The sequence below is a fragment of the Klebsiella sp. 28 genome (assembly GCF_018223905.1).
Taxonomy (GTDB): Bacteria; Pseudomonadota; Gammaproteobacteria; order Enterobacterales; family Enterobacteriaceae; genus Klebsiella; species Klebsiella pneumoniae.
The window spans coordinates 142,039-156,586 of record NZ_JAGRQY010000070.1; the positions used below are offsets into that span (position 1 = coordinate 142,039).

Consider the following 14,548-nt stretch of genomic DNA (forward strand, 5'->3'; position numbering starts at 1 on the left):
AGCGATTAACCAAATTCGCGCAGGCGCATAGCCAGTTTCTGGAAGAAGTTGGCCTGGCTGGTATCACGATCTTCTTGACCGGTGATCACTACCGTCGCCGTGGTGCCCGATGGCCACAGATTCCCCTGCTGGTGATCGAGGCGAATACGCACCGGCACACGCTGCGCCAGACGCACCCACTCAAGGTTGGAGTCGACCGAGGCCATCCCTTTCGAGTCGCTGCTGCTGCTGGCGTTGGTCACCCCCGCAGCGATACTGTCCACCGTCCCTTTAATGGTTTTGCTGCTGCCCAGCGGGGTAATCTCCGCACGATAGCCTGGACGGACGCCCTCCAGTTTGGTCTCTTCCAGATAGGCCATGACGTAAAACGTATTCTCTTTCACCAGCGCCACCGCCGTGGAGCCACGGGTGATAAATTCCCCAGTGTAGACGTTAAGGTTAGTCACCCAGCCATCCGCAGGGGCGCGAATGACCGTCCGCTCCAGATCTAGCCTGGCCAGGTCGCGACTAGCCACCGCTTTCGCCAGCTGATGTTCAACGGTTTGCAGTACGTTGTTCGCCTGATCAATCTCTTCCCGCGACATCGCCTGTACGCCAAGCTTATTACGCCGACCGGCTTCGACGCGTTTTTCCTGAGCTAACGTCTGATAATAGGCGACATCAGCTTCCGCCTGCGCCAGCGCTTTTTGGTAACGAGGTTGGTCAATAACGAACAATACCTGGTCTTTCTTAACCAGTTGGTTATCCTTGACGTTTACCTGAGAAATCAGCCCGGAGACGTCGGGGGCAATCGCCACAATATCGGCGCTAAAGCGCGCATCACGCGTCCACGGCGAGGCGGTGTAATAAACCCAGGCGCGGAAAATCGCCACGAAGGCCAGAATGACCAGTATCACGGTAATAGCAGTACGGAGGATATTTCTTGTTAGTGTTTTCACATCAACCTCAAACGAACAAGCGCGATATCAAATAAAAAAGGCAGCAATAGAGCGCCGTATTAAACAGTGCTGGGTGCCAGACAAAATCGTAAATGCCGGTCGGAACCAGCAGTCGGTGCACCAGCCAAAAGATAGCCAGCGACAAAAGCAACTCGAAGAAGATCGGCGGAAACGATAAGCCGAAAATCACGATGACAGGAAACAGACTCATGATGACCTTGAATAAGAAGCGTACAGGTAGTGAGCAGATGCGTTTATTATGTAGCTAACAATATATTAACGTAACGATTGCCGCATTATCTACAATGTGTGATCTAAATCACTTTTAAGCCAGAGTGAATAATGGAACGATTAAAACGCATGTCCGTTTTCGCCAAAGTGGTCGAATTAGGTTCATTCACCGCAGCGGCCCGCCAGCTTCAGATGAGCGTTTCCTCGATCAGTCAGACCGTCGCCAAACTGGAAGATGAACTGCAGGTAAAGCTGCTCAACCGCAGCACCCGCAGCCTTGGCTTAACTGAAGCAGGTAAAATCTATTACCAGGGCTGCCGTAGGATGCTGTTTGAAGCGCAGGATGTCCATGAGCAATTATACGCATTTAACAATACCCCCATCGGGACGCTGCGCATCGGCTGCTCTTCAACTATGGCACAGAATGTTCTGGCGCGCATAACGGCGAAAATGCTCAAAGAATACCCCGGGCTCTCTGTTAATCTGGTCACCGGCATACCTGCGCCAGACCTGATTGCCGACGGCCTTGACGTGGTGATCCGCGTGGGCGCCCTGCAGGATTCCAGCCTTTTCTCCCGCCGCCTGGGCTCAATGCCGATGGTATTATGCGCCGCTAAAAGCTATCTGGCGCAGGCTGGCAATCCAGAGAAACCGGCCGACCTTGCCGGACATGCCTGGCTGGAATATAGCGTGCGGCCGGACAATGAGTTTGTCATTATCGCGCCGGAAGGGATCTCGACCCGCCTGACCCCGCAGGGGCGCTTCGTGACCAACGACCCTATGACGCTGGTGCGCTGGCTGACCGCCGGGGTGGGTATCGCCTATGTACCGTTAATGTGGGCGATCGAAGAGATCAACCGCGGTGAACTTGAGATCCTGCTGCCCAGCTATCAGTCCGATCCGCGACCGGTCTACGCCCTGTATACGGAAAAGGATAAACTGCCGCTGAAAGTGCAGGTCTGTATCAACTATCTGACGGAGTATTTTGTCGACGTGGCGAAGATCTATCAGGGCATGCACGGGCGCGGGATCGCCCGGTGAAGCGGTTCCCGGCAGCGCCGGGAACCAGGTCAGGATCAGGCGGTGCCGCCGACGGTAAGGTTATCGACCTTCAGGGTCGGCTGGCCGACGCCCACCGGCACGCTCTGGCCCTCTTTGCCACAGACGCCGACGCCGTTATCCAGGCGCAGGTCGTTGCCCACCATCGAAATCTGTTGCATGGTCTCAATGCCGGAGCCAATCAGCGTGGCCCCTTTCACCGCCTTCGTGACCTTCCCTTTTTCGATCAGATAGGCCTCGGAAGTGGAGAAGACAAATTTACCGGAGGTGATATCCACCTGCCCGCCGCCGAAGTTAGGCGCAAAGATACCGTAGTCGACCGATTCGATAATCTCCTGTGGCGTCGACTGGCCCGCCAGCATATAGGTGTTGGTCATACGCGGCATCGGCAGATGGGCATACGACTCACGTCGGCCATTGCCGGTCGGTGCGACGCCCATCAGGCGCGCGTTGAGTTTATCCTGCATATAGCCTTTCAGAATGCCGTTTTCGATCAGCACGTTGTATTGCCCCGGCGTCCCTTCGTCATCAATGGCCACCGAGCCACGGCGATCGGCGATGGTGCCGTCATCCACTACGGTGCACAGCTCAGAGGCGACTAATTCCCCCATATGGCCGCTAAAGACCGAGGTGCCACGCCGGTTGAAATCGCCTTCCAGCCCATGGCCGACCGCTTCATGCAGCAGGACGCCAGGCCAGCCGGCGCCGAGCACCACTGGCAGCATCCCCGCAGGGGCGGCGACCGCCGAGAGGTTGACCAGCGCCATGCGCACCGCTTCTTTCGCCCAGGCATCGGCCCGCACGTCGCCCTCCTGGGAGGCGAGGAAATAGTCATAACCAAAACGCCCGCCACCGCCGCTGCTGCCGCGCTCACGCTTGCCATCCTCTTCCACCAGCACGCTGACGGAAAGACGAACCAGCGGACGAACGTCGGCGGCCAGAGTGCCATCGGTGGCGGCGACCAGGATCAGCTCATACACCCCGCTCAGGCTGGCTGAAACCTCCTGCACCCGCTGGTCCGCCGCCCGGGCGACTTTGTCTACCCGGCGCAGAATATCCAGCTTCTCTTCCCGGGTCATACTCTGCAGCGGGTCGATGCTGGTGTACAGGGCACGATGCTCTACGGCGCCGAGGGTCTGCACTTTGCCATTGCCGGTGTCGCGCACAATGGTCCGCGCCGCCTGGGCGCTCTGCTCTAGCGCCAGTTTGCTGATCTGATCGGCGTAGGCAAAGCCCGTTTTTTCGCCGCTGACGGCGCGCACGCCTACGCCCTGGTCGATATTGTACGACCCATCTTTAATGATGCTGTCTTCCAGAACCCAGGATTCGTGATAGCTCGACTGAAAATAGAGATCGCCGTAATCGAGGCGGCGCTCGGTCAGTTGACCAAGAATGGCAAACAGGTCCTGATGATTCAGGCCATTTGCCGACAGTAATTGTTCACTTACCAGGTTCAGACTCATCGTTATGCTACTCGTTTGTTGCCGCCTGACAGGCGGAAATACAGAAGGCTATCTATTGAGATTGCGGCAATTCCCGGCAATCGTCAAATCATTGCTTTTTATTGCTGCGCGCCTGGCGCAGCACTTCATTGATCTGCGGCTGGTCAATCGGGCCGGTGATGCGGTAGCGCAGAATCGAAACTTTATTCCACAGCGGACCCAGCACTTTGCTGGCGGCAAATACCGCCGCGCCGACGATGGGGTTGACGGCAAAGGCCGCCGCCACGCCGACGGTCGCGGAGATCTCCGGCGCCACCACCGCCTGCAGATCCAGCTGGCGACGCACCAGATCGACCGACCCTTTCATAGCAATATCCGCTTCAAGGCCATCCACCAGCGTATCATCGGTATGCAGTACGCCATCCTTAATCCATGCCGTACTGTTAATCGAATCGAAGTAAAAGCCTTCGCTGAAGGTATCGCTGAAATCGAAACGCAGTTTACGCAGCAGGGCATCCACACTCAGCAGACGCAGCAGCTGGCCAGCGTGCCCGGTACTCAGGTCGGTAAACTGCCCCTTGCCCAGGTGGCTTTTAATGATGCCATTGAGCGACGCGACATCGGGTGACCAGGGCGGCGCGCGCCAGTGCAGATCGTAGTCGATATCAAACGGCGAATCCTTCACCGGCGTGGAGACGCCAAAGAAATCCGCAAATGCATCCGTCTTATTGCCGTGCAGTCTGCCTTTCAGCGAGGTTCGAACCCCTGAAGGGGCGTTCACCCACACGCCGTTGGTCGTCAGCCGGCCAAACCCGGTATCCACCAGGCCGTTGGAGAGCGTTAAGGTATCCCCTTTGATCGCCACATCCCCATCGATGCGGCCATATTTTTGTCCCCACAGCCAGCATTCCGCGCAGCGTAGCTGCAGATCGGGCCAGCCATGGAAATCCAGCCGCGTCGCCGTCTGGGGGGCCACATTCTCTGTTGCGTTCTGGCCGCTGGCGCTGGCCGGATTGAAATAGAGATAACGCACATTTGCCAGCCACGGAGCATTGTCGCGCATCGTCAATGTGGCATTGATCTCACGCCCCTGCGCCTCAACCTGCGAGCCGCCGGCGACCGGCTGGGACATCAGACTGACGTTGTTCCACTGTTGCCCCGCGAGGGCCAGCGACGGCGTACGCAGCACAATGCGCGGTGGAAAGAGCACGCTGCTGCTCACTTCATTTGCCGCGCCGTTCTCGAAGAGCGCCAGCCACTGCGCGCCATCCATCGGCGGCAGGTTGAGCTCGATACCGGGCTGATCGGGCAGCGGAGAGTGCCCTTTGCTGTCAGTGGTAAGGATCGCTCTATCCAGCGTCAGCTTATGATTGAGCAACCAGCGGCTGTTAATATGATTCTTCGCCCCGATGGAGCCGGTCAGGTCGAAGCTGCTCAGGCCGCCGGCGACGTTAATTTTGACCGGAAGGGGTTCGCCGGCGGGCTTACTGACTGGCGAAGGTAAGCGACTGCTCACATTCTTCAGATCGCCGTTGATATCGACCTTATAGCTGGCATTGCCATGGTACGGCAGTTCGATGGCGACCTTGCCATCCCACGGGACGCTACCGCTCAACGCCTCACTCACGGCTTTCGGCAGCAGCCCGGTGCGCGACGGCTGCCAGTTGGCATTCATCCCGACATCCACCAGAAACGCTTTTTCACCTTCGCGGGTGGAAAAATTGAGGTTCAGCGGCTGATTAAACCAGGTCGCGCTCAACGTTTGACTATTGAGATCGCCATTCACAAAGCTGAAATTACCGCTCAGGTTCTGCAGCGTAGTATCTAACGGTTTGATAAACAGGCTATTATTCTGCAGGCGCACATCGCCTTTCGCGGTGGTCATCTCGCCGTCGAGGGGGATATTAAGATGTAAGCGAGCGCTCACATCCCCATCCAGCTGCAGGGAATCCAGCGCCGCCCCGAGCGACTCTTTCAGCGGCGTAGTATTAAAGTAAGGTCCAACCTCTTTGCCCGGGCCTTTGATATCGGCATCAATCAGCAGTTTTTCCTGCGCATAGTCCGGGATCGCGGCATCGAGATTGCTGGCGGTCACGTTGCCAAGCATCGCTTTATCCGCCCGCATCCACAGGCCGTTGTTGATAAAATTGAGGTCGATGTTCAGCCCGGTTAACGCCGGCCAGTCCGGTTGGAAGGCAAAAGTGGCGTTCTTCAGCGGAACATAAACCTGGAACTGGCCTTCATTATGCGGATAAGGGAATAGATGCGGATTGCCGCCATACACCAGCGTCGCATCGCTGGCTTGCCCTGCTTTAATCGCGCCGCTGAGATAGTCCACCAGCGCTTTGCCCATCAGATTTTCCGGGAAATAACGCCATGCCTGGCCACCGTCATTGGTGCTGATGCCCGCCAGAATACCCAGCCAGGGATCGTCCCCCTGCGGTTGCAGATAGCGGAAGCCGCCGCGGGCGCGTACGCCTGTCGCCTGCACGTCTATATCGCGGCCATCAAGCATAAACCCTTTGTCGTTTTTCACCCAACTGAGCGTGGCTTCGCCAGCGGCTATCTCCAGCGGCGCGCGGAAGACGCCGGCATACGGCATCAGCGCCTTCGCCATATGAGCGCGTAATTCCCCGTGCTCAACGCTGCCATTCAGACTGCCGGAGAAGTGCTCTGCCCCCGGCAGGAGTTTCCACTGCTTCCACGCCAGATCGCTCCACTGCGCCTGAAAACGCGTTTTCTCCGTCGCCTGCAGGGGGATATCGAGAGCCAGCAAATTGATTTTGCCGCCAGGCTGCGTGGTACGCCAGAGTTCGCCCAGAGAAGGCGCCAGCTTATCAGCAAACGGCTGTAACCCGCTCAGGCCGCTGAGGGCCAAATTGCTGGCGCGAATACGTAACTCATCGCTACGCTGACGATCGTCGCCACCAACGTCCTGCGCCGGGATCCACGCCATCGCCAGGGCTCCGCTTGGCCAGGGTTTATCATCGATAGCGATCCGCGTATCGGGAATATAAAAGGCCCAGCTTTGCTTATCATGGGAGAGATGCGCCGTCAGGTTATCCACCGACAAATGATGGACTTCGTTATCGCCCTGCCAGCTGGCGCCCCCTTTTTTCAGCCATACGTCGCCGCTGGCCACATCGCCTTTTTCAATGGTCATCCAGCCTTCGAGGCTGAAGCGGGCGCTTTTCAGGGCGATATTGTCCTGCATCCAGCGTCCCAGCCACGGTTTGACGTCGATATCATCCGCCTGCAGCCAGACCCGGCCTTTATTCAGCAGGCCATCCTCATCGCGAAGATCCATCCGCACCTGCATGACGCCATGCTGGCCGGTGAGGCTGGAGAGGCTGAGCTGCCCCTCGGCGCGATGACGGTTCCTGCCGTTAAGCCATGTCAGCTGCGGAACCGCCAGCTCCGCCCGCTGACCGGAAAGGGTCAGGAAGCTCAGATGGCTGTCGCGCAGAGTAAAGTGATCGAACTGACGTAAAAAGAGATCGCTGATGCGGTCGGTTTTCAGGCTTTCGCCACCGTCATTGGTCTGAATAGGGGTATTGGTATGGACCTGCAGCTGCCAGAAGGTGAGGTCGCGGAACTGCCAGCGCATATGCAGCAGGCTCTGCCAGACATCCAGCGCCAGGGTTACGCGCTTGACCGCCATTGTGCCGCCATCTTTCAGCCCGACATGGATATCGCGGGCGTCTAACGTCGGACCAAAAGTCTGCCAGCTGGCGGTGATCTGCGAGGCGTCCACCGGCGTACCGGTGAGGGTGGAGATCTTCTCCAGCAGCTGCGGACGCCAGGCGTCGAGCTGTGGCAACACGAGACGCAAGCCACTCACCAGCAGCGCGACGATAACAATCAATGTTGCCACGGTGAGCAATAAAATCCCGGGCAGTCGCCTCACGCCTCTCTCCTTGTCAGCCGCACAATGACGCGGTGTCTTACATCATAACAACATCGAACTGCTCTTGATTATAGAGCGGCTCAATTTGTACCTTCACCTGTTTGCCGACAAAGATTTCCACTTCCGCCAGCGCATGCGACTCTTCCCCTTTCAGGGTTTCCGCTACCGCAGGGGAAGCATAGACCAGGAAGCGATCGGAATCATAAGCATGATGTACGCGGACGATCTCACGCATAATCTCATAGCACACCGTTTCCACCGACTTTACCGTTCCACGTCCGTGGCAGGTTGGGCACTCGTTGCAAAGCACATGCTCCACGCTTTCACGGGTGCGTTTACGGGTCATCTCCACCAGGCCCAGCTGGGAGAAGCCGTTAATGCTGGTCTTCACCCGATCTTTACTCAGCGCCTGCTCTAAAGAGTGCAACACCCGTCGACGGTGATCTTCATTGTTCATGTCTATGAAATCAATGATGATAATGCCGCCGAGATTACGCAAACGTAGCTGGCGGGCTATCGCCTGGGTGGCTTCGATGTTGGTATTGAAGATCGTATCGTCAAGATTGCGGTGCCCGACAAAGGCCCCGGTGTTGATATCGATGGTGGTCATCGCCTCGGTCTGGTCGATGATCAGATAGCCCCCCGATTTGAGCTCGACTTTACGCTCCAGCGCGCGCTGAATTTCGTTCTCAACGTCAAAGAGATCGAATATCGGCTGACGGCCGCTGTAGTGTTCCAGCTTGCTGGTCATTTCCGGGATATATTCGGCGGTGAATTCGAGCAACGCCTCATAGGTCAGGCGCGAGTCGACGCGAATGCGATCCAGTTGCGCATCGGCAAAATCACGCAGCACGCGCTGGGCCAGAGCCAGCTCGCCATACAGCTGATAGCGGGTCTGGTTGCGCTTTTTGCGCTCCATCACCTTGGTCCATACGCGCTTAAGATAAGCGGCATCGGCGGCCATCTCCTGCTCGTGAACGCCTTCCGCAGCGGTGCGAATGATAAACCCGCCCTGCTCATCGCAATATTCTGCGACGACCTTTTTTAGGCGCTCGCGCTCGGCTTCGCTTTCAATCCGCTGAGAGACCCCCACGTGGGAGGCGCCTGGCATAAAGACCAGATAGCGGGAAGGCAGGGTAATATCGGTGGTCAGACGCGCGCCTTTGGTACCCAGCGGATCTTTAACCACCTGGACCATCAGGTCCTGGCCCTGGCGCACCAGCTCCGAAATATCGCGCACGGTAAACTGCTTTTGCTCCTCACCGGCGACGCACTCGGTATGCGGCATGATATCGGAGGCGTGAAGGAACGCCGCCTTATCCAGACCAATATCTACAAAAGCCGCCTGCATTCCCGGCAGCACTCGGCTAACACGACCTTTGTAGATATTGCCTACTATTCCGCGTCGCGCTTCACGCTCAATATGGATTTCCTGCAGAATACCGCCATCAATATACGCAACGCGCGTTTCGGATGGCGTTACGTTAACTAATAATTCAGCCGTCATCTTTATCCCTTTCCTTTACGCAGTGAGTTAAAGTTACTGAGCAACTCATACGTTTCCACCAGCGGTAAGCCGACTACGGCGTGATAGCTGCCATTAATCTTCCTGACGAAGCAACCACCCAACCCTTGAATACCGTATGCACCTGCTTTATCTAAAGGCTCGCCGCTGGCCACATAATCGGCGATATCCTGCTCGCTGAGCCGCCGGAAGGTCACTTCCGTGACCACCAGACAGTCCAGCGTTTGCTGCTTATCCGCCAGCGCCACCGCGGTCATGACCTGATGGGTGTGGCCGGAAAGCAAACGCAGCATCGCTGCAGCGTGTTCGGCGTCGCGCGGTTTTTCCAGCACTTCGCCGTTCAAAATGACAATCGTATCCGCTCCCAGCACCGGCAAATCGCGGGTGGCCATCGCCACCCCGGCCTGCGCTTTTTCGCGCGCCAGGCGGACGACATAGTGCTGGGCGCTCTCCTGCGGCTGGCGCTGCTCCTCAATACCAGGAACCAGACGCTCGAAAGCGAGACCAAGCTGAGTCAGCAGTTCCTGCCGACGCGGGGAACCAGAAGCGAGATACAGAGTTGTCATATCAACCTTATTGCACTGCAAATTGCTGACGCACTTTACGCATCAGCAGGAAGAGCCATGGCCAGAGGATGCCGTTTACTACACTACTCCAGAATACTTCCGGACGGAAAGAGACGTTGATCACTAAAAACTCTGCCCAGAAAACAATGATATCCACGGCCAGGGATAACAGCATTACCACCAGCGCCTGCTGCCACAGCGCCAGGTTACGGAACAGCTGATACTTCAGCGCGACCAGATAGGCGACGATGCTTAAAGACAGCGCGCGAACGCCGAGCGTTGAACCGCTGATGAGATCAAGAATAGCCCCCATCACGAAACCCGTCCCCACGTTTACCCGGTGCGGCAACGCGAGGATCCAGTACAGCAGGATCAATAATACCCAGTTGGGCCGGAAAACGCTGATGTCCGCCGGCCAGGGCATAATTTGCAGCAATAGCGCGATAAGAAACGAGAGCCAGATAACCCAGCGTCCCTGGCTACGGTAACTTGCCACTATTGCCCCCCTGCAGGCTGCGACGGCTGAGGCGGCGTCAACCCGGTGGCGGGCGCCGGCATCTGCGGCCCCATCGCATCCGGCGCAGGCAGTACCTGCGGCATCATCTGCATCAGACGTTCGTTAGCCACCCGATGAACCTCTTCCGGGGACATCGGGTTAGCGCCATTACGATCGGCGCCCCACAGCAGCAACAGATAGCGCAAGCGCTGCAGCCCGGCCGTCGGACGCGCCTGAATCACGGTATAGGCGCGCTGGGTGTCCAGTTTCACCGAGGAGACTACCCCGACCGGATACCCTTCAGGGAAACGACCGCCGAGACCGGAGGTCACCAGCACGTCGCCGACGCGAATATCGGTATTTGCCGGCAGATGCTCAAGCTGGAGATCGTCCGTGCAGCCGTTACCGGCGGCAATGACGCGAATGTCGTTACGCAGAACCTGGATCGGCAGCGCATGAGTGGCATCGCAGATCAGCAGCACCCGGCTGGTCATTTTCGCCACGGCCACGACCTGCCCCACGACGCCTTTATCGCTGATAACCGGCTGGCCTTCATAGACGCCGTTCACGCTGCCTTTGTCAATAACCACCTGATCGCTGTAAGGGTCGTTGACCGTTGAGATGACCTGCGTCACCATTTTTTGCTCGTCCTGGCGCAGCGGCGAGCCAAGCAGTTCACGCAGGCGCGCGTTCTCCTGCTTGTACTGGCCCAGCATCAGCAGATCGCTGTTTTTCAGCAACAGCTCCTGGCGCAGCGCGCGGTTTTCCAGTTCGAGCTGGTCGCGGGTAGCTAGCGTCTGCGATACGCTGTCGAGCAGTTCCCGGGGACCATTAGAGACAAAGTAGAAAGGGCTGACGGCTGTATCCATGTACGTTCTGATTTGACTGAACGTACCCAGGCGGCTGTCGGCGATAATCACGCCAAGCGCCACCAGCACCGCCAGAATAAGGCGAATCTGTAGCGAGGGGCCACGGCTAAAAATTGGCTTCATAGGCTATGCGTATTCTCGTGTCAGTAAAGACCAGGGGCAGCTCGTATGCCGCCCCGGACCTTCAGGCTGACTACTCTTCGCTAAACAGGTCGCCGCCGTGCATGTCGATCATCTCCAGCGCCTTGCCGCCGCCACGCGCTACGCAGGTCAGCGGATCTTCAGCAACCACGACTGGAATACCGGTTTCTTCCATTAACAGACGGTCCAGGTTGCGCAGCAGCGCACCACCGCCGGTGAGAACCATACCGCGTTCAGAGATATCAGACGCCAGTTCCGGCGGGCACTGCTCAAGGGCAACCATGACCGCACTCACGATGCCGGTCAGAGGCTCCTGCAGCGCTTCAAGAATTTCGTTTGAGTTCAGGGTGAAGCCGCGTGGCACGCCTTCCGCCAGGTTACGACCGCGCACTTCAATTTCGCGCACTTCATCGCCCGGGTAAGCCGAACCGATTTCATGCTTGATACGTTCGGCGGTCGCTTCACCGATCAGGGAGCCGTAGTTACGACGCACGTAATTGATAACGGCTTCGTCGAAGCGGTCACCGCCGATACGTACAGAAGAGGAATAGACCACGCCGTTCAGGGAGATAACCGCCACCTCAGTGGTACCGCCACCGATATCCACCACCATGGAGCCGGTCGCTTCAGAAACCGGTAAGCCTGCGCCAATCGCTGCCGCCATCGGCTCTTCGATCAGGAAGACTTCACGGGCGCCTGCGCCCTGCGCGGATTCACGAATAGCGCGACGTTCGACCTGGGTTGCGCCAACCGGTACACACACCAGCACGCGCGGGCTCGGGCGCATAAAGCTGTTGCTGTGCACTTGTTTGATAAAGTGCTGCAGCATCTTTTCCGTCACGAAGAAGTCAGCGATAACGCCGTCCTTCATCGGGCGAATCGCCGCGATATTACCCGGGGTACGGCCGAGCATCTGCTTCGCTTCATGACCCACGGCGGCGACGCTTTTCGGCGATCCGGCACGATCCTGACGAATGGCCACCACGGAAGGCTCATTCAATACGATGCCTTGTCCTTTTACGTAAATAAGGGTATTCGCGGTACCCAGGTCAATGGACAGGTCATTGGAAAACATGCCACGAAATTTTTTTAACATACTAAGGGATAATCCTGAAAGCTGGGGCGGAAAACAAAATCCGCTTACTTTACCAACCACACGCAGCAGCGACAAGGCGCAAAAATCACCTGCTGCGGTGAAAATTAGTGCAGTTCATTTCCTTTGTTACAAATTTTCCCGACTCCGTTCATTGCTGAAATCTTCAGCAGCGCTCCACGCCTGAATTTGTAACCTGTCAAAGGAGGGTCACTGGCATTTACATTGCGATGATCCGGCAGGTAGACAAGCACACCCCCTTCACGATGGCGCGCGTTATTCTACGTGAAATCACGCTAAACGGCAGATCAAACCGAGTATCTTTGCGAATATTTTTTCACATTTGTGTCAAGTGGCTGTGAGGCGGCAAAAAATTCCCCCTGCCCGCCCGTGACACCGCATTGGGACAGTACCAACCACTCGCTGCGGCTGCGTACGCCCGTCGCAAAAACTTGCATAGGCATGCCTTTACAGGCTTCCACCAGGCTTTGCACCAGCAGTTGGTTCTCGCTGCGCTTTTCGATGTTGCGCGCCAGACCCGGATGCAGTTTGATCAGCTCCGCATCCAGCTGCTTGATCCAGCTGGTTCCAACCAGGGTTAACCCCGCCTGAACCACTGCCACCCGAACGCCCAGAGCGTTAACCAATCGCATAACCGGCTGCAGACGGCCGATATATTGACAAACATCTGCCTCTGCAAGTTCAAAAATAATCCGCTGACGCTGCGATTTTTCACACTGCATCAAGGCATCGCGCAGCCAGCGCTGGAAACGCGGACGGATCAGCGACTCCACCGACAGCTGGAGCGCCAGATTCTCCTCGGGCCAGAAGCCTAAAAACGGCAGCAGGCGCGTTACCTGCAGGCGGTCATACTCCTCCGCCAGGCCAAACTGCAGCACCATCGGCATGTATTCCGCTGCAATCACCTCTTCTTTACCGTCGTACATCCGCGACATCAGTTCACGATGATGTACCCGCCCGTCGCGGGTGACAGCAGGTTTTTGGTACAACCGCGGCCCGCCGCGGCTCAGCATCTGTTCGATCAGCGTTCGCCAGCGAACGTTGCCGCGACCTTTCTCCGGAAGGGTGTCATCATAGACCGACCAGCTGTTGCTGCCCTGCAGCACCGCGTTGCGCGTCGCCGCTTCCGCATGTTCCATCACCTGCGCCGCCGATTGCCCGCTGCGGAACGAACAGATGCCGATATGCATCATATCGTCGCGATCGAGGATACGCGTTGGAGGCAGCGCATCCATCGCCTTCAGCAACAGGCCGGCGATACTATCCGCCTCTTTCAACGTACGGTGCGGCAGCAGCACGGCGAAGTCGCTACGGTGATAGCGCGCCAACAGCGCGCCGGGGTAACGCATAATAAAGGTAGAGAGCAGGTTGATAAGCGTAAAGTAATGTTCTTCGGCCGCCGCCCGTCCCCAGTTGTCCCGTAGCAGATCAAACTCCGGCAGACGGATCATCATCACGATGCCGTAGGCTCCCACCTTCTCCTGGTCTTCCAGCAGCGTGGCCAGCTGATTGTCAAAAAACAGGCGGTTATTCAGTCCGGTTTTCGAATCCTGCGCCGCGTAGGAGCGAATAAGCGTATCCATCCGGCTGCGCTGATCGCTGGCGAACTGCAGCTCCGACAGCAGCATATCCAGGGCGCTACTGGTGCTGGCCGGCCATTCATAGACCGACCCGCGCACCTGCGGCCCGCGCTCGCCGCTCAGGATACGCGTGGAACGCAGCTCCAGCAGCTCCTGGCCGGCCAGCTGGCGGCGGATCCAGCGGACGGCGAAGAAAATAATCACCACCATGAAGCCAATGGAGATCGACAGCGGGGCAGTGATCGACAGCGAACGGAAATAGTTCACCATCGGGTCAACGTAGACCAGATGCAGCGTAATGCCAGGATGTTTAAGCGACTGAACCGTGATCTCACGGAATTGCTCATGGCTGCCGAGCGGGCGATAGCTATCGGGTCGGGAATGGCTGTAGAGCGGTTTGCCGTTGAGCATGAAATCGATATGCACGATCTCGATCGGCGTCATCAGCTCATCCAACTGCGGTTCAAGCTTATCGAAAGAGGTGGTGATGAGCCGGTTATCCAGCATGGTCGCCACCGCCTGAACGCGGTTTTCGACCTTGTTCTCAATGCCGTTATAAAAACTCAGCGAAGCGCCAATCAGCGTGACAAAGATGGTCAGGCTAGTTAGCAGCGTAATAAAGGCTGAGAACTTCGTCGTTAATCGCATCCCTGTGTTAACTCCGCGAGTGAATGACTACC

The 14,548-nt window shown here is 57.4% G+C and carries 11 protein-coding genes; 1 reads left to right on the forward strand and 10 read right to left on the reverse strand.

The features are described 5' to 3' along the window. Positions 1–5: 5 nt before the first annotated feature. Positions 6–938: a p-hydroxybenzoic acid efflux pump subunit AaeA gene (gene aaeA / locus KHQ28_RS13340; RefSeq protein WP_002918639.1), complete on the reverse strand. Its 933-nt coding sequence runs from the start codon at positions 936–938 to the stop codon at positions 6–8. A 7-nt stretch (positions 939–945) separates the two neighbouring features. Beyond that, positions 946–1,149: a p-hydroxybenzoic acid efflux pump operon protein AaeX gene (gene aaeX, locus KHQ28_RS13345; protein ID WP_002918640.1), complete on the reverse strand. Its 204-nt coding sequence runs from the start codon at positions 1,147–1,149 to the stop codon at positions 946–948. A 131-nt stretch (positions 1,150–1,280) separates the two neighbouring features. On the opposite strand from aaeX, the gene aaeR reads away from it, so the two are divergent. Next, a complete protein-coding gene (gene aaeR, locus KHQ28_RS13350; protein WP_002918641.1) occupies positions 1,281–2,210 on the forward strand; it encodes an HTH-type transcriptional activator AaeR in 930 nt (309 codons plus the stop codon). A gap of 35 nt (positions 2,211–2,245) precedes the next feature. Here the strand turns inward: aaeR and tldD are convergent, their stop codons facing one another. From tldD to csrD, 8 genes are all read right to left on the reverse strand, one after another. Continuing rightward, positions 2,246–3,691, reverse strand: a complete 1,446-nt coding sequence (gene tldD / locus KHQ28_RS13355) for a metalloprotease TldD (RefSeq protein ID WP_004144958.1) — start codon at positions 3,689–3,691, stop codon at positions 2,246–2,248. A gap of 88 nt (positions 3,692–3,779) precedes the next feature. Then, positions 3,780–7,577, reverse strand: coding sequence for an AsmA2 domain-containing protein YhdP (yhdP, locus tag KHQ28_RS13360; protein WP_004181431.1), 3,798 nt, complete (start codon positions 7,575–7,577; stop codon positions 3,780–3,782). A 37-nt stretch (positions 7,578–7,614) separates the two neighbouring features. Then, entirely contained in the window at positions 7,615–9,084 is a 1,470-nt protein-coding gene (gene rng, locus KHQ28_RS13365; RefSeq protein ID WP_002918644.1) for a ribonuclease G, read from the reverse strand. A gap of 2 nt (positions 9,085–9,086) precedes the next feature. Then, positions 9,087–9,668, reverse strand: coding sequence for a nucleoside triphosphate pyrophosphatase (locus KHQ28_RS13370; RefSeq protein ID WP_002918646.1), 582 nt, complete (start codon positions 9,666–9,668; stop codon positions 9,087–9,089). Positions 9,669–9,675: 7 nt separating this feature from the next. After that, a complete protein-coding gene (mreD, locus tag KHQ28_RS13375) occupies positions 9,676–10,164 on the reverse strand; it encodes a rod shape-determining protein MreD (protein WP_002918648.1) in 489 nt (162 codons plus the stop codon). Then, positions 10,164–11,156 (reverse strand): rod shape-determining protein MreC, encoded by a 993-nt coding sequence (mreC, locus tag KHQ28_RS13380; RefSeq protein ID WP_032418327.1) that lies wholly within the window; start codon positions 11,154–11,156, stop codon positions 10,164–10,166. The genes mreD and mreC overlap by 1 nt, the downstream gene beginning before the upstream one ends. A 70-nt stretch (positions 11,157–11,226) precedes the next feature. After that, positions 11,227–12,270, reverse strand: a complete 1,044-nt coding sequence (gene mreB / locus KHQ28_RS13385) for a rod shape-determining protein MreB (protein WP_002918653.1) — start codon at positions 12,268–12,270, stop codon at positions 11,227–11,229. Between the two features lie 305 nt (positions 12,271–12,575). After that, the gene (gene csrD / locus KHQ28_RS13390; RefSeq protein ID WP_002918686.1) at positions 12,576–14,516 is read right to left on the reverse strand and encodes an RNase E specificity factor CsrD; all 1,941 of its coding nucleotides are present in this window, start codon (positions 14,514–14,516) and stop codon (positions 12,576–12,578) included. Between the last annotated feature and the right edge of the window lie 32 nt (positions 14,517–14,548).